This window comes from Sphingorhabdus contaminans (assembly GCF_007280415.1).
Lineage (GTDB): Bacteria > Pseudomonadota > Alphaproteobacteria > Sphingomonadales > Sphingomonadaceae > Sphingorhabdus_B > Sphingorhabdus_B contaminans.
Window position 1 is genome coordinate 105,530 of the sequence record NZ_VKKU01000001.1, and the last position, 14,972, is coordinate 120,501.

The window sequence follows — 14,972 nt, forward strand, 5'->3', positions numbered from 1 at the left end:
GCATTATATTTATCCTCGACCCGGCCCCTCATTTTACATGAGTTGACACTGTCTACAAAACTACGCCCGCGCACCCCCGCTGTCAACGGGAGTCGCGCCCGCCGCCGTAAACATTTGTAAAGCGCGCAAGGTTTTTACAGGTCGGGGAAGACCGGCAACAGTGGCCTTCCGGCAGGAGGGGTTGACAATGTTATGATATTATATCACGTGCGGCCAAAATTGATATTTCAGGGAGAAAGACATCGTGCGTTCCATAGCCATTTTGCTGGCTGGCATATCCTGCCTTGCTGTTCCGGCTTACGCCGAAGAAATTGACGAAGCTGGCATCACGGTAAGCGGAATCCGTCAGGCGTATCGGGGCGATTTTGAACAGAAAGAAATTCCGCAGGCGATCGCAACCATCGACGCACAGCAATTGACCGACAATAATATATTGCGCCTGACCGATGCGCTTGACCTCAACGCATCGATTTCGCGTCAGAACAATTTCGGCGGCCTTTGGGATAGCTATGCTGTACGCGGCTTTGCCGGTGATGAAAATCTGCCGACGGGTTATCTGGTAGACGGGTTTAACGGCGGACGCGGCTTTGGTGGTACGCGCGACGTTGCCGGGGTGGAGCGGATTGAAGTGCTTAAAGGCCCCGCGGCGGCGCTTTATGGTCGGGGTGAGCCGGGGGGGACTGTGAACATCATTACCAAGAAGGCCGTTTTTGACGGTCTGAAGGTCAATGCCTCGGGTCTCTATGGCAGCTTCGACCGAATCCGGTTTGATGCTGACGCAAATATCCCGGTTGGCGAAAATGTTGCAGTGCGGCTGATCGGTTTTTCGGAAAAATCGGACAGTTTCCGTCAAACGGTCGACAGCAAGCGCTATGGCTTTTTGCCGTCCGTCGCCTTCAAGCTGGGTGAAAATACCGTGCTCAGCTATGAACTCGAATGGACGCGCAGCGAAGCCGACTTTGATCGCGGTATTGTCGCCCCCGGCGGTAATCTGAATATCGTGTCCCGCCGTACCTTTTTAGGTGAACCGGGTGACGGGCCGCTCAAAGCCAAGGTAAGTGGCCATCAGTTGCAGGTGCAGCATGATTTTTCCGACGATTGGAGCTTGCTGCTCGGCACCAGCTACCGCGAAACCGATCTGGAAGGTTTTTCAAGCGAGGCCGAACTGGCTGCTGGCAGGCAGTTTCTTGGCCGGGCCGCGACTCCCAATCTGCTGTCGCGACAACGCCGTTTCCGCGATTATGAAGGCGAACATTTCGTTGTGCGCGGTGAATTGTCGGGAGATTTTGAGATTGGCGGATTGCGAAACCGCCTGTTGATTGGCGCGGATTATGACGAATTCGACAATAGCCAGCTATTCCGTCGTTTCCGGCCAGCTACGGTGACCGCGACGTCTACCGAAGCCGCCCAATATGCAATCGACATATTGAATCCTGTTTATGGACGCTTTCCTTTGCCCGCAACGGCGGTGTTGACCGACCGCCTTGACCAGCAAAAGGCCTATGGCCTGTATCTGCAGGACCAGATCAGCCTGACCGACGGACTGCAGGTCCGCATTGGCTTGCGTTACGACAATTATGATGTCCGCTCTCTCAACCGCGCAACCGGGATCAGTCAGAACCGTTCATTCGAGCGGGTCAGCCCCCAATTCGGTCTGGTGGTAAAGGCGAGCGAAGCAGTGTCTCTTTATGCTGCTTATGGGGAGGGCTTTCGGTCCAACCTTGGCGCGCGGGCAAATGGAGAGGTGTTTGATCCGGAATTGAGCAAATCCTTCGAAGGCGGCGCGAAGTTCGGACTGTTTGATAACAGCCTCACCGGTACGGTTTCATTGTTCAAACTGAAAAAGCGCAACATTCTTGCCGCCGATGTTGCAAATCCCGGCTTCTCAATTCCGATCGGAAAGGCAGGAAGTACCGGATTTGAGTTTGACATAGCCGGGAAACTGCCCGGAGATATCGATTGGCTGTTTTCTTACGCCTTTGTCGATGCCGAGGCAAAAACGGATGTGCTTGATCCCAATTTTTCCCTGCAGATCCGCGCTGGCGACCCTCTGATCAATATACCCAAACACAGCCTCAACACCCAGGTTTCAAAGCGCTTTGCCCTTGGTGATGATCGTGGCCTGACCTTTGGGGCTGGTGTCCAACATGTAAGCAAGCGGTTGGGAGAAACGGCGACAAGCTTTTACCTGCCGGGCTACACATTGGTTCGCGCCTTTGCGAGGGTAGAAGTGATGGAAGGGCTTGAAGTGTTTGGCGATGTCAAAAACCTGTTTGACGAAACCTATTACACAAACAGCTTCGCCCGTCTTTGGGTAGCACCAGGCAGTCCGCGTGCATTCACCATCGGTGCAAGGGCAAGCTTCTGATGGCGGAGATCAGGATAGACGGCTTATGTGTCGATCGCGGCGGAAAAGCCGTGCTTGACTCGCTTTCGCTGAACATCGCGTCGGGCGAAATCTATGCTCTTTTGGGTGGCAATGGCGCAGGCAAATCGACGACGCTTTCGACTTTGCTCGGATTTCTGAAGCCTTCATCGGGCTCAGTTTTGGTTTCGGGTATCGATCCGTCCACCAATCCCGAAGCTGCCCGGCACAAAATTGCGTATTTGCCTGAAAATGTCGCGCTTTATGAGCATCTGACAGCGCGGGAAAATGTCGACTATTTTCTGGCACTTGCCGGCGAAGCGCATAGCGCGGACGAGATTGACGCCGCATTTGACGCTGCTGGCCTGCAAAATGAAGCGCGCAACCGTACGCTATCCGGCTTTTCCAAAGGTATGCGGCAAAAAGTCGCCATTGCGCTTGCCGTAGTCCGGCAGGTGCCGGTGTTGCTGCTCGATGAACCCACATCGGGGCTGGACCCGCGCGCTACCGCTGATTTCAATGCATTACTTGCGAAGTTGAAAGCGCGGGGCACTGCGATCCTGATGGTGACGCACGATCTGCTGGGTGCTGCTGAATGCGCCGACCGGATCGGATTTCTCGATTCCGGCCGCATAGTCGAGGAAGTGGGACGCGAGCAGGGCTATGATATCATGGCACTCCACCGCCGCTATGGTGAGGCCGTGGTTGCATGAGCGATATCAGGCTGATTGCCAGCGATGAATGGCGCCTACTGCGCCGCAACCGTGTTGCGATGCTCGGACTGGTTATGCTTATGGCGCTATCGGTGATCGCCGCATTGACCTCGATGGCCCAGCGCGACAACAGCGATGCCATTCGTGCGCGGTTCCAGCAGCAGGCCGATGCGGCATTTGATGGTGCTCCCGCACGTCACCCGCACCGCATGGTGCATTATGGCCATTTTGTATTCCGCCCGCTGCCCATACTCGCGGCGTTTGATCCGGGCGTCGATGCCTTTACCGGTAATACCATCTATCTTGAAGGCCACCGGCAAAACAGCGCCAATTTCGGCGATGTTCGGCAAAGCTCGCTGCTTGTCCGCTTCGGTCAACTTACGCCAGCGTTCGTGCTGCAGGCGCTGGCGCCGCTGATGCTAATCTTCATCGGTTTTGGCGCAGTGGCCCGCGAACGGGAAAGGGGAACAATCCGTCAGTTGTTCGCTCATGGTGTTTCGGCGCGCAGCCTTATTCTTGGCAAGGCGCTGGGGCTTGGACGCGCCGCCGCACTGATGCTCGCACCCGCCTTGCTGGCAATTGTCTGGTTAACTGTTGCCAAGGGAGCTCCACCGTTACCCAGCCTATTCCTATTGAGCGGTTATGCGCTTTATCTTGCTATATGGGTTTTGTTGATCGTCATTGTTTCGGCTTTGTCAGGGCATGCGCGAACTGCACTCATGGCCCTCATAGGTCTGTGGGCCTTTACGGTAATCCTGTTGCCACGGCTTGCACCTGACCTCGCGATCGCATCCAATCCTACCCTCACCCGGTTGGAGACCGATATCGCTGTGCAGAAGGATCTGCGGAATATGGGCGACAGCCACAATCCGGACGATCCCTATTTCAATGCATTCAAGGCACGTACGTTAAAGCAATATGGCGTCGACAAGGTCGAAGATTTGCCCGTTAACTATCGCGGATTGTTGGCGCTGGAAGGCGAGAAGCTGACATCAAAGCTATTCGATGACTATGCCGACCGCCAATTTGCCGCGCATAAATCACAGAGCAATCAAACGGATTTAGTCGGTCTCATCAGCCCGGTCATCGCATTGCGTCGTCTTTCCATGTCTGCATCTGGCAGCGACCTCGAAGGGCATCGCCGTTTTCTGACTCAAGCTGAAGCCTATCGTTTCGCAATCGTGCAGCAACTAAACGCGTTGCAGGCCAATGCCATCACCTATGACGATGACAGCAACCGTAACAAGAATCCCGAAGCTGCGCAGCGCGTGCGTATCGATCCTGAAAATTGGCGGGAGGTTCCGGATTTCCGCTACCAAGCTGCATCGACGAATGAGAAATTGACTGCCGCTATGCCGGGTTTCGTTGTTCTGCTGGGCTGGTTTGTTGTTCTTCTCTTTTGTTTGCGTGTTGCCGCGCGCCGATTGGGAGACGCGACATGAGGATATTGTGGTTCCAGGAAGCACGGCTCTTCCTCCGGCAAAAATTAGCATTGCCAGCCTTGTTGCTAATGGGAATTCTGGCCGCGGCAAGCGTTTGGGCGGGTATGGCCGAAATAGCGCGTCAGCAAGAAACGATCGCTCGGATTCAACCTAAGCAGGCCGAGGATGTCGCGGCCATTGCAAAATGGGTATCAAAGGATGGCGATGCCGGGAACGCGGCTTATTACACGTTTCACGCAACATGGGATGCGCCGTCAGCACTGGCTTTTTCTGCCATTGGCCAGCGAGACGTGGCGCCCTATATCCTTCGCGTTCGCGCCCTCGGACTGGAGGCACAGCTTTACGAAAGCGAGAATTACAATGCCGAACTAGCCTTACCGGGTCGGTTCGACTGGGCATTTGTCCTGACTTATCTTTCGCCCCTTTTTGTTATCGTCCTTCTCCATGATCTGAAATCGGGCGAACGCGAGGCGGGGCGTTTTACCTTGCTGGCCGCAATGGCCCGCGACGAACGCGGACTGTGGCGACGACGCATCGTCCTTCGCATCGGTCTTTTGTGGCTGGCGTTGATTGCGCCTTTTGTGTTGGGCGCTGTGCTTTCCGGCGCAGCCCTTGGCGGCATCGCCTTATGCCTTCTTGTATCTGCCGCTTATTTCGCTTTCTGGACGGGATTAAGCATGTGGGTTGGACTCAAGGGGTGGAGCTCGGTCACCAATGCCGCGACGTTGGCGGCGAGTTGGTTGGTACTCACCCTCATCCTTCCTGCGCTGGCACATATTGGGATCAACGCATCAATCCCCGTGCGTCAGGGCGTCGAACTAACATTGGAGCAGCGCGAAAAGATCCACGGTGGCTGGGATCGACCGAAGGAAGAGACCATGGAGGCATTTTTCAAAGCTTATCCGGAATGGCGAGACACCAAAGCGGTCGAAGGCGGGTTTCACTGGAAATGGTATTATGCCTTTCAGCATTTGGGCGATCTTGCAGCCGCACCGCAGGCCAAGGCTTATCGCAGGGGGCTCGAAGCGCGCGCTGAATGGACGGCGAGGATTGGTGTGGTTTTACCAGCGGTAGGCGTACAAACGCTCCTCCATCGCACGGCGCAAACCGACCTTCGGGCAGGCCTTGCCTACCAAGACCGCATACGCGATTATCATGAACAACTCAGGCGGTTCTATTACCCGTATCTTTTTAATGAAACTCAGTTCCTCGAAGCCGACTTTGAAAAGACGCCGAAGTGGAACTGAACGTCTGATGCGAGCGGTTTTGTGACGGTCGAGTGGACGAGTGCAAAAGGCGCGTTACAAATGGCTTTCAGCGAAGCGTTAAAGAGAACCAGACATTATGGGCCGGAGTAGCAGCAATGAATCTATGCCAACTGTCGGACCTATCATAAGGAAAAAATGGTAGACGCTGAGGGGTTCGAACCCACGACCCGCTGATTAAGAGTTAATGAAAAGCATCAGGACTTGTGAGACTTTTGAACGGAAATATAAAGAAATACTGCGCTTTTGCTATCTCCTGTTGTCAGAAATTGTTTCAAGCTGTATCCATCGTGATTGCTAGAATGATTATTCTTGGCAATCTGAAGGGGCTGAGCCATGTCGAAAAAATCTATTTCCAAAACCGAAGTTGACAAGGCACGGCCGGGTTCGAAGGACTACTTCCTGTGGGATGACAAAGTTAAAGGATTTGGCCTGAAGGTCACACCTAAGGGTGGCAAGATATACGTTTTACAATTTCGCATTGCTAAAGCCGGCAAAGCATTATCGGCAACTGCGCCTAGGCGTCGCGCGCTTGGCAAGCACGGGGCGCTGACGCCTGAACAGGCGCGTTTGCTCGCAAAGAAACGGCTTAGCTATATATTGGAAAAGGGTAGCGACCCTTGGGAGGACGAGGCTGAGCAGCTAGTCATCGCTGATGCGGAGAAGGCAGGTAAGGCCAGTCTGATATTTTCTCGCCTCGCTGCTGAGTGGCTGGACGATTACGAAAACCACAAGCGCCGCAGGGCGTCCAGTGTGTCACAGGCAAAGCTCGTGGTAAGGAACCACCTCGACCCAGCCTTAGGTTCAATTTCCGCACCTGATATCACCCGCACTGACATGCAGCGAGTGATTGACGCTATATCGCCGAATAAACGCGCAATGCGGCGAAACGTATTTGCCTATTCGTCTGTGCTGTTCGGTTGGATGCGCAGGCGCGGTTATATCGAGCGCAACCCGATAGAGTATATCGACAAGCCCGAAGCGCCAGCATCGCGGGATAGGGTTCTGAACGACGCCGAATTGTCGGCAATCTGGAAAGCCTCGTACAGTATTGCTCAACCCTTCGGCCCGTTCGTACGAATGCTGATCCTGACTATCCAGCGCCGCGGCGAAGTTGCTGCAATGAACTGGCTCGAACTAGACCGGAAAGCTGCAACATGGATAATACCTGCTGATAGGGCAAAGAACGGAATGGCTCATATCGTGCATTTGTCGAAAGCAGTCATCACAGAATTAGACGCACTGGCTGGAGGCGATGCGTGGCCAAAAGCAGGGTATGTGCTGACCACTACGACTCGCACACCAATCAGCGGGATCTCCAAAGCGAAGCGCGCTCTCGACATGAAGATTTCCGAAGAAATGCAAATGCCTGCTTGGCGGCTGCACGATCTGCGGCGCACTGGCGCCACACGATTACAGCAACAGGGAGTGCGCTTCGAAGTGACAGAAGCCGTGCTCAACCACGTGAGCGGGGCAAAGAGCGGCGTGGCGGGCGTTTATCAGCGCCATGATTGGAAAGCTGAAAAGAAAGCGGCGCTGGAATCATACGCCGTGCGCTTGATGAAACTATGCGAAAAAAAATAGCTTGCGATGCATTTTCCGCTTTTGAGCGCCTAGCATAATGAGCCCAATGGGGAAGTTGCCGCTAACAAACGGTGACAATTCCAGCGATACAACGGCTCTGGAATACGCTTGAATAGCACTGTCACCGAAAAATACTGAGGTGACATATGTCTATTACAGTGATGGATACCCGAGAGGCCGCCGCGTTCGTCCGGCTTGGGAAAAATACCCTTGAACGATTCAGACTGACCGGGGAAGGGCCTGCCTTTTTAAAGCTCGGCGGTTCTGTTCGCTACCGGCAAACCGATCTGGAAGCTTGGCTTGAAAGCCGCCTGACACATTCGACCAGTGAGCGTTCGGCATGAGCGCGCCGCCTAAACGAAAAACCCCTGCCGGTGTAGTGACCAAGGCAGGGGCAAAAACTTCCGTTTCGGTGGAAACTCAGTCTCCGAAATACAGTGAAACTGGAAGCGCTGCAAGTGATTTAGCGCCTTTGATCCGGGTTGTGAAAGACCAGGCTTTTTATCGGATTGTGGTTGAACCTTCTATCCCAGAGGGGCATCCGGATCGCCGCCCTCAAACATTTGGCTCGCTCATATCGGCAGGGCGCGAAGCGGGCCTGCTCGCCAAGATCATTGGTGGCAGTGTCGTTTCGACTGCGGGCGGTCATGGCTAATGCGCTGCGGCGTAAAGCAGAGCCGCGCCACATTCGGCTTTATCACTCGATCACCGGGACCGTTGCGTGGGCTCACCTTAGCGGCAACGCTATTAAGGTATTGTTCGCGCTGGTCCGCATCGATGATGGCAGCAAGAACGGTCAAATCTTTTACTCCGATCGGCAAGCTGCACTCGATACTGGGCTGTCGCGCAACACGTGCATCAAAGCTTTCCGGGAACTGGTTGAGAAGGGTTTTCTCTGCATTGTCGAGAAGGGCCATTTTGACCGCAAAGTTAGACACGCAACCGTGTGGCGATACACTTGGCAGGCTGCACCGGGAATCTGTGGACCGACACGCGAATTCGAAAAGTGGAGGCCCGAAAGCGAAAAACCACGGGCGCAAAAATTGACACGTACGGGCGCAAAAATTGAGCGATCGGATAATTTTGACGCGCTGACGGGACCAATAATTGAGCCCGATATTCCCGCAAAGCCGCACAAACTCGTTCGAGCCATTGGTTCAAATAATGAGCCACAAGTAGTTTACCAGGATGGAGGTATTCCAAATGACTGATAATCACACTGCAAACAGGTCCAAAATCATGATGGGCCAATTTCGGGCCGATGATTGGCTCACTCGTTGGACCGATGCGGGCGGTGGCTATGCGGCTGGCAGCGGCGCTGCACACCTTGTCCGTCCACCTTGCCAATGTGCTGCTCTGGATTTGCTCGCTATCGAGATTGCCGACCCGGACCGGCGGGAGGCACTGGCTGAGCATATTCGGTCAATGCAATAGAGGGGGCGCCGCTATGTCAGATGAAAAATCGAACATCGTTCCGTTCCGACCATTCAGGAAGGGAAAGTCGCACTCTTTCGAAATCGTTGAGATACTACGATACACAATGACAGAGCCTCCCGAACTTTGGGTGGCTGTTGCTGGCCCTTGGGGTGGTAAAGGGCGAGAGCCGTGGCAGTTGGTCTCGAAGTTTCCCCATACTGAAATTGAAGCGACGATCGCGAAGGCGCAACTGTTGGCGAGCGAACTCGATGTTCGCATCGTGGATCTGGCCGGGGTGATGCCATCCGAACCTGAGGCGGCATAGATGCTTTGAGCGCCTAGCGTCCGCCCTCTACCGTCCTGAGACGTGCAAAGATGCATTCGAACAACAGGACGGCATTATGGAGCAATTACTGGTCAGAACCACAGAAGCGTTCAACGCAATTGGCGTTAAGCGGACTAAAGGGTTTGAGCTTATAGCGTCGGGTGATCTGGAATCAGTGAAGATTGGTCGCGCCACCCGCATACCAACTGAAAGCATAAGGGCCTATGTAGCCCGGCTTCGCGCCGATCGGACTGGCGCGTGACCCCAAAGCAGGAAGCCTTCTGCCTCGCTTATGTCGAGACCGGCAACGCGTCTGAGGCTTACCGGCGTGCATACGATGCTGAGAACATGAAGCCGGAAACGATAAACGTGCAGGCCTCCAAAATGCTGTCTGACCCTAAGATTGCTATAAGGTTGGCAGTATTGCGCGATGAACATGTCGAGCGACATAATTTGACTGTCGATGACCTAATCGCCCAACTTGACGAGGATCGGACCTTTGCTCGGGACCTCAAGGCTCCCGCTGCTGCCATTACGGCCTCGATGGGCAAGGCCAAGCTTCTCGGTTTCCTGACAGACAAGATCGAACACAGCGGCATCCAAAATCGACAATGGAGCGATGAAGATATTGCCGTGCGCGCAGCCTCCATCATCGCAAGCGTGCGTCAGCGGAACCCCGGCAGGTTTGAGGTAGAATGAACATGAATACCAAACATTATGTGCAGATGCTGGCGAAGCTCAACCAGGATGAAGTCGATGAAATGGCGGAGTTGCTGGCTGGGTTCACCGGCAAAGACAAGCGCGATGCAGGGGAAGAAGCCCGCCTGCAGGATTTCATTAATTCACTCCCAGAGCCTCCCGATAACGGGCGGGCAGAAGCATTGAAGCAGGCCCGCCTCTCCGCGGGAGAGCGCTGTAACGGCGGATATTTACCGAAACGACAATTGAAGGATCAAACACATGACTAACGTAACGAAATTGAATGTCGCTCAGATCGACGTAATACGCGCCAAGACGGCCAATGAATTGGATGAAGCGCAAGCCCGCCTAGACGAAGCCGCGTTCGAAGCCGCTCTGCCGGATGGTGACACAAAAGTAATGCTCAAGGCTCGCGATGCTGTGAACATCCTCGAACTCAAGCTGCAGGGATTGGCGGTTGTACGCAAGCAAGCCGCTGAGGAAGAGGAGCGGGAAAAGGAAGCTCATGCCGCTGCCAGGCGTCGTGAGGAAGCTGTTAAGATTCTCATCCTCATTGATGAGCATGTGGCCAATCTTCAAGGACTTGCCCAGACGCTCTACGAATTCCAGAAGCAAGTTGAACAGGCCGATGCAGTCGCGGATCGTTTGAGGGCACACGTTTTTGCGCTCACTGACAAAGAAAGGGATATCGAAAATGCTCAAACCGTCCTGGTAGCGCTCGGCACGTTTGGCACCGCAAACATTCCGTATTTGTATAAGGAGCTTCTCGCGAACGCTCCTCGAAGCGGCGAATATACTATGATGGGAAAGCCTCGCGCTCGTGGTTTGCTGGCAAAAATTGTGCCTGAAATTGAAGATGAAGCGGTGATTACAGAAGCGAACAAGGAATTAGATGACCGTGCGCTGGAGCGCTTTAAGGACAAAAATACCAAAGCTTTCCGCAATTCGAAAGAAGCGCTCAGTAAACTCGGAACCAGAGAGGCGCGGGAGCTTCTGACTGATGCCTAGCGTCCCCATAACCTCTGGCAGGTCTGTTGATGTCCGGCCTATGGGCAATGACCGGTTCCGCTACGCCGCACCGCGTAATCTCATGGGGCCTTCAATTGAGGGCTTTGGACGCGCGCTGCAAGGCGTGGCCAATGACATCGCTGAAATTGAGGCAACATACGACGACGCCAACAAACTCGAATTGCAAAATGATCTTCAGAAGGCGGCATCCGAAACTAGGTCGAGCGTGTTAAACCTGCGCGGCCGTGCGGCAGCTGACAGTCTGCCTGATGTTCTAAGGGATCTCGATACCCGGGCAGAAAAGCTTCTGATGTCAGCGCGTTCACCTCGCGCGCGCGACATGGCGAAACAGGCCTTTGACGTCGTACTTACCAATAATCGCGAGTTGCTCACTGGTCATGCTGACAAAGAAATGTTCGCTTTCAAAGGGGAGCAGTTGGTGGCGCAGCGCGATCAATTTGCGATGGATGCTGTGGACCTGCGAGGCACAGAGCTATTCGACGTTAATGTTGCGAGTGGCGTTGCCACTATCGAAAAGCTGGCGCGTCATAATGGTTGGCCTGATGAACAATTGGCAGGCGAGAGGCAGAAATTCATTGAGGGCGTATACTTGCGCGAAATTCTGGCGATCGACGCCGAAGACGGCGAGCCAACAAGGGCGCTGGCGCGATTAGATGAAAAGAAAAATCTCATCAGCCCGGATGCTGAATTCAAACTTCGCAACTCACTCATGCCCCGCGTCAATACGGCATGGGCGCGCAGCGAAATCCAAAACATCGCATCGAGCGTTGCACCGGCGCCGACGGCATCGGCGCAACCGCCTGCTGCTGGCAAGCCAGTGGCATTCGCTCATCCTCTTCGGGGCGCAGGCAAAACGATAGAGGGTGGCAAATACGGCGCTCCGCGTAAGTATGGCGGGCATAGTGGGGTTGATTATGCTTCGCCTCCTGGAACGCCTGCCTATGCCGCTGCACCGGGCAGAGTGACGCGCTCATACTTCGATCCTGCCTATGGCAACCGCATTGAAGTCGATCACGGTAACGGCACCGTCAGTACTTATTCCCACCTCCAGGCGCGAAGCGTGAACGTTGGCGATGAAGTGGGGCCCGACACTGTCCTAGGGGGTGTGGGCAACACTGGCAGTGCCTCCAACGGTAGCCATCTGCATTATGAGGTTTTGCGCAATGGTAAAAAGGTTGATCCGTCGACGGTTTCTGTACTTGCCGGCGTTGGTGGTGTGCCTGCTGACCCAAGGTTGGATGCTCAGGCAATGTCCAATGCTGTTGAAGCCTATATCCTGAAAAACAAAGTCTCTGAGACCAGAGCCGAGGCATTGCGAGCTGAGACTGACAGATTCGTATCGAATGCACGTTCAGAACGTGCTGAGGCCGAGAACGACGCCGCCCGCCGGGTTCAAGATTGGATGAACAAGAACAAGCCAGGCGATGATGACCTGACTTCTATCGGCGAGATTCCTGCAGCAATTCGGTCGGGGATATCCCCAGCCTTCGAGGCGTCATTGCGTGATCGCGCAAATAATACCCGGGACAGATTGAAAGCGCGCAGCGATGCTGCGGCGGCGGAGCGCGTAGCTGCAACATCGGACGCAGCGATATTTGAACTGCAGATGCTTACCGATGAGCAGTTGATGTCGACTGACCTCAGTCGCTACCGCGGTAGGCTCAAAGACAAGCAGTTAGGGCCTTGGGTCGATCGACAACAGGCTATTGCCAAGCAAGGGTCCGGCGCAGTCGTGAAACGTGATCGAATTACTGCAATATTGGATAGCGACTTGGCCAAGAAATTAGGTGCCTCCCGCGATCCTGATGCAAGCGACAAAGAAAAGCGCGCATGGTCAGCACTCAGCACCTATGTCGACAAGCAGGTGCGCGGCAAACTCGACAAGGAAGTGAGCCGAGAGGACATTCGTAGTTACATCGTGGCGGGCATGGCTGAAGTCGAGGTCAAGGGTACGGGTTTTCTGGGGTCCAATATAGGCAATGAGAGCATGCCTCGTGCAGCCGTCGCTCCTGGCGCAACTTTTGTCAGTGTCGTTCCAGTCGAGCAAAAGCGTAAAATACAAGCGAACTTCCGTGCACGTGTTGGCCGTGATCCCACTGAAGCCGAAGTGTTCGATGCTTACCAATCCGGCAAAGCCCGGGGAGCATGGGATTGATGGGTCAGTGATATTAAATCAGTGGGCAACGGTTCGAAATGTCAGCCTTTACAGATGTTTCAAGAGTTTCATGTGCACTGCACCGAAAGTAGCAATCAGATAGCAATCACGTAAGGACCAATCGCCATGTGCATGTCGCCCAAAGTTCCCGCCCCGCCACCGCCACCGGCGCAGCGTCAATCAACCAAAGCGCCTGAGATCAAGTCACGCGCTGGCGATCAGTTCGGGCAACGACGCCGGGGCTATGCTGCCTTGATGTCGGTTAAGGCTCCTTCGCTTCAGCCAGCCATGACTACCGCCTCGCTATTTTACGGCGGCTCGAATATGTGAGGGTAGGGATCAATCGGTTCTATTGCACACCCATATCATTATTGTGGTCGGCGCACTCATGGACTCGCAATCCCCGAAAGTAATGCTAAGTGATTAGTCTTCATGACTTTTGCCTTGGTGAAGCCGATATGTCTGAATTCCCACAACTTGAGTATTCAAAGAAGGATGTGGTGCGGGCGGGCAAGGCACTGACGAAGCGTTTAGTTTGGGAGGCTGAAACCAAGGCTGAAATTCAAACAGTGTTTGATATCGCCAACAGTTGGCGGGCCTCGCACGCGTTCCCCATGCATCGAATGCGCGCAGAGCTTCACGGCCGAATGAGTTCTCTGAAACTCAAAGGATTGACCGCAGCACGCTTAAAGCAAATGTCATCCATTCGTGGGAAGCTGAACCGCATCGAGAGCAATCTGCGTCAATTGCAGGATTTGGGTGGGTGTCGAGCGGTAGTGCCGGATATTCAGCAAGCACGCCTGCTGGTGAGCGATATCGTAGATAAGTCGCCGCACAAATTAACGCGGCAGGACCATTATATGGATAGTCCACGACCAAGCGGTTATCGCAGCCACCACATAGTGTTTGCGTTCAATCCCCGAAATAAAGCGGAAGAAGGCTATGAAGGGCGACTGATCGAAATGCAGATTCGCAGCCGCCTCCAGCACTCATGGGCGACTGCAGTTGAGGCCGTCGGTCTTTACCGCGGGGAGAACATGAAGGCGGGTGAAGGCAATCAGGATTGGCTACGCCTATTCCAGCTTATGTCGCATGAATTTGCTGCCAGCGAGGGCTGCGAGTACGCTAACGATGGGAGCAACAGCAGGGCGCAAGAGATCGTCGAGCTCAACGCAATCCTGAAGGCGACTGACGCCTTAGATAGCCTAAGCATTGCAGTTCACTCGCTCGATCTTATCGCACTCGAGCGCAACTATAAGCCCCGCTACTGCCTCATCAAATATGATCAACGGAATCGGAAGGTTGATGTCAGCTATTTGAATAGCCCCTCTAATATCGGCGGTGTTCTGGAAAATTTTGGCGACGACGAAGGCGATAGCGGTCAATTCAGCTCTGTAGTCGTTGAACTCGACAAAATTGATAACTTGAAAAAGGCATATCCCAACTATTTTGGTGATGTGCAATTATTTAAGTCGAGCCTGGCAGCGGTTGTTAATGGGCGCCCCGTCAAGGAATACTCATTGCCACCAATTGAACGCGCCCCGCCACCGCCAAAGGAAACTCCCGACGACTCTTGGTTGCGAAACCCAAGCCGTCGCTATCGTCGTTGGACAGAATAGCACCGCCGCCCCTGTTACAGCCTAACGCCCTCTTTAATCCATGGTCGCCTCATAGCGGCAGGCGCATTGATCTGGGTGAGCGCAATCCAACAATGGAAATAACTGTGCCTCTCCCGCCGGTGTGGTGTTCGGCAATGCTTTGACTGCATCACATGGACCAGCGAGCAGATTGCTCTCGATCTTTGTAACAAGGCCCTCCGGCCCCGCAAGATCAATCCAGCGCTGCAATCGAGCTTTGCACCATGCGCGGCTTTCCTCGGGCGTAGGGTATTGTTTTGGCATCTATGAAACCTTTCCCATTTTTGGTGCGATTGCGACTGTCCGAGTGAGTGGTCTGAGCATTGCTCGCTGTATCAGTTT

At 54.2% G+C, this 14,972-nt stretch carries 15 protein-coding genes; all 15 read left to right on the forward strand.

Features of this window, described 5'->3' with window-relative positions:
* Positions 1 to 244 precede the first annotated feature (244 nt).
* The 15 genes from FOM92_RS00515 (at position 245) to FOM92_RS00590 (ending at position 14,612) form a co-directional block, all read left to right on the forward strand.
* Positions 245 to 2,368, forward strand: coding sequence for a TonB-dependent siderophore receptor (locus tag FOM92_RS00515; RefSeq protein ID WP_143774837.1), 2,124 nt, complete (start codon positions 245 to 247; stop codon positions 2,366 to 2,368).
* A complete protein-coding gene (locus FOM92_RS00520; protein WP_143774838.1) occupies positions 2,368 to 3,078 on the forward strand; it encodes an ABC transporter ATP-binding protein in 711 nt (236 codons plus the stop codon). Before FOM92_RS00515 ends, FOM92_RS00520 begins: the two co-directional genes overlap by 1 nt.
* Complete coding sequence (locus FOM92_RS00525) at positions 3,075 to 4,520, forward strand: DUF3526 domain-containing protein (RefSeq protein WP_143774839.1); 1,446 nt, start codon at positions 3,075 to 3,077, stop codon at positions 4,518 to 4,520. The genes FOM92_RS00520 and FOM92_RS00525 overlap by 4 nt, the downstream gene beginning before the upstream one ends.
* Positions 4,517 to 5,767, forward strand: a complete 1,251-nt coding sequence (locus tag FOM92_RS00530) for a DUF3526 domain-containing protein (RefSeq protein ID WP_143774840.1) — start codon at positions 4,517 to 4,519, stop codon at positions 5,765 to 5,767. The genes FOM92_RS00525 and FOM92_RS00530 overlap by 4 nt, the downstream gene beginning before the upstream one ends.
* Positions 5,768 to 6,121: 354 nt before the next feature.
* Positions 6,122 to 7,369 carry a tyrosine-type recombinase/integrase gene (locus FOM92_RS00535; RefSeq protein ID WP_143774841.1) on the forward strand — a complete coding sequence of 416 codons (1,248 nt, stop codon included), beginning with the start codon at positions 6,122 to 6,124 and terminating at the stop codon, positions 7,367 to 7,369.
* A gap of 146 nt (positions 7,370 to 7,515) precedes the next feature.
* A complete protein-coding gene (locus FOM92_RS00540; protein WP_143774842.1) occupies positions 7,516 to 7,713 on the forward strand; it encodes a helix-turn-helix transcriptional regulator in 198 nt (65 codons plus the stop codon).
* The gene (locus FOM92_RS00545; protein WP_143774843.1) at positions 7,710 to 8,024 is read left to right on the forward strand and encodes a hypothetical protein; all 315 of its coding nucleotides are present in this window, start codon (positions 7,710 to 7,712) and stop codon (positions 8,022 to 8,024) included. Before FOM92_RS00540 ends, FOM92_RS00545 begins: the two co-directional genes overlap by 4 nt.
* Positions 8,017 to 8,580 carry a helix-turn-helix domain-containing protein gene (locus FOM92_RS00550; protein ID WP_143774844.1) on the forward strand — a complete coding sequence of 188 codons (564 nt, stop codon included), beginning with the start codon at positions 8,017 to 8,019 and terminating at the stop codon, positions 8,578 to 8,580. Before FOM92_RS00545 ends, FOM92_RS00550 begins: the two co-directional genes overlap by 8 nt.
* Complete coding sequence (locus FOM92_RS00555) at positions 8,573 to 8,803, forward strand: hypothetical protein (RefSeq protein WP_143774845.1); 231 nt, start codon at positions 8,573 to 8,575, stop codon at positions 8,801 to 8,803. The genes FOM92_RS00550 and FOM92_RS00555 overlap by 8 nt, the downstream gene beginning before the upstream one ends.
* A 13-nt stretch (positions 8,804 to 8,816) precedes the next feature.
* A complete protein-coding gene (locus FOM92_RS00560; protein ID WP_143774846.1) occupies positions 8,817 to 9,110 on the forward strand; it encodes a hypothetical protein in 294 nt (97 codons plus the stop codon).
* Positions 9,111 to 9,368: 258 nt separating this feature from the next.
* Positions 9,369 to 9,809 carry a terminase small subunit gene (locus FOM92_RS00570; RefSeq protein ID WP_143774848.1) on the forward strand — a complete coding sequence of 147 codons (441 nt, stop codon included), beginning with the start codon at positions 9,369 to 9,371 and terminating at the stop codon, positions 9,807 to 9,809.
* On the forward strand, positions 9,806 to 10,078 hold the full coding sequence (locus tag FOM92_RS00575) for a hypothetical protein (RefSeq protein WP_143774849.1): 273 nt from the start codon (positions 9,806 to 9,808) through the stop codon (positions 10,076 to 10,078). The genes FOM92_RS00570 and FOM92_RS00575 overlap by 4 nt, the downstream gene beginning before the upstream one ends.
* Positions 10,071 to 10,817: a hypothetical protein gene (locus FOM92_RS00580; RefSeq protein ID WP_143774850.1), complete on the forward strand. Its 747-nt coding sequence runs from the start codon at positions 10,071 to 10,073 to the stop codon at positions 10,815 to 10,817. The genes FOM92_RS00575 and FOM92_RS00580 overlap by 8 nt, the downstream gene beginning before the upstream one ends.
* 82 nt (positions 10,818 to 10,899) lie before the next feature.
* Positions 10,900 to 12,993: a M23 family metallopeptidase gene (locus tag FOM92_RS00585; RefSeq protein WP_170226753.1), complete on the forward strand. Its 2,094-nt coding sequence runs from the start codon at positions 10,900 to 10,902 to the stop codon at positions 12,991 to 12,993.
* A 458-nt stretch (positions 12,994 to 13,451) separates the two neighbouring features.
* Positions 13,452 to 14,612 carry a nucleotidyltransferase family protein gene (locus tag FOM92_RS00590; protein WP_143774852.1) on the forward strand — a complete coding sequence of 387 codons (1,161 nt, stop codon included), beginning with the start codon at positions 13,452 to 13,454 and terminating at the stop codon, positions 14,610 to 14,612.
* The last annotated feature ends 360 nt before the right edge of the window (positions 14,613 to 14,972 follow it).

Excerpts from the sequence above, each read along its gene's own strand:
- FOM92_RS00560 (WP_143774846.1), top strand. The coding sequence starts at position 8,817 with ATGTCAGATGAAAAATCGAACATCGTTCCGTTCCGACCATTCAGGAAG.
- FOM92_RS00520 (WP_143774838.1), top strand. The coding sequence starts at position 2,368 with ATGGCGGAGATCAGGATAGACGGCTTATGTGTCGATCGCGGCGGAAAA.
- FOM92_RS00555 (WP_143774845.1), top strand. The coding sequence starts at position 8,573 with ATGACTGATAATCACACTGCAAACAGGTCCAAAATCATGATGGGCCAA.
- FOM92_RS00545 (WP_143774843.1), top strand. The coding sequence starts at position 7,710 with ATGAGCGCGCCGCCTAAACGAAAAACCCCTGCCGGTGTAGTGACCAAG.
- FOM92_RS00540 (WP_143774842.1), top strand. The coding sequence starts at position 7,516 with ATGTCTATTACAGTGATGGATACCCGAGAGGCCGCCGCGTTCGTCCGG.
- FOM92_RS00575 (WP_143774849.1), top strand. The coding sequence starts at position 9,806 with ATGAACATGAATACCAAACATTATGTGCAGATGCTGGCGAAGCTCAAC.
- FOM92_RS00530 (WP_143774840.1), top strand. The coding sequence starts at position 4,517 with ATGAGGATATTGTGGTTCCAGGAAGCACGGCTCTTCCTCCGGCAAAAA.
- FOM92_RS00585 (WP_170226753.1), top strand. The coding sequence starts at position 10,900 with ATGGGGCCTTCAATTGAGGGCTTTGGACGCGCGCTGCAAGGCGTGGCC.
- FOM92_RS00590 (WP_143774852.1), top strand. The coding sequence starts at position 13,452 with ATGTCTGAATTCCCACAACTTGAGTATTCAAAGAAGGATGTGGTGCGG.
- FOM92_RS00550 (WP_143774844.1), top strand. The coding sequence starts at position 8,017 with ATGGCTAATGCGCTGCGGCGTAAAGCAGAGCCGCGCCACATTCGGCTT.
- FOM92_RS00535 (WP_143774841.1), top strand. The coding sequence starts at position 6,122 with ATGTCGAAAAAATCTATTTCCAAAACCGAAGTTGACAAGGCACGGCCG.
- FOM92_RS00580 (WP_143774850.1), top strand. The coding sequence starts at position 10,071 with ATGACTAACGTAACGAAATTGAATGTCGCTCAGATCGACGTAATACGC.
- FOM92_RS00525 (WP_143774839.1), top strand. The coding sequence starts at position 3,075 with ATGAGCGATATCAGGCTGATTGCCAGCGATGAATGGCGCCTACTGCGC.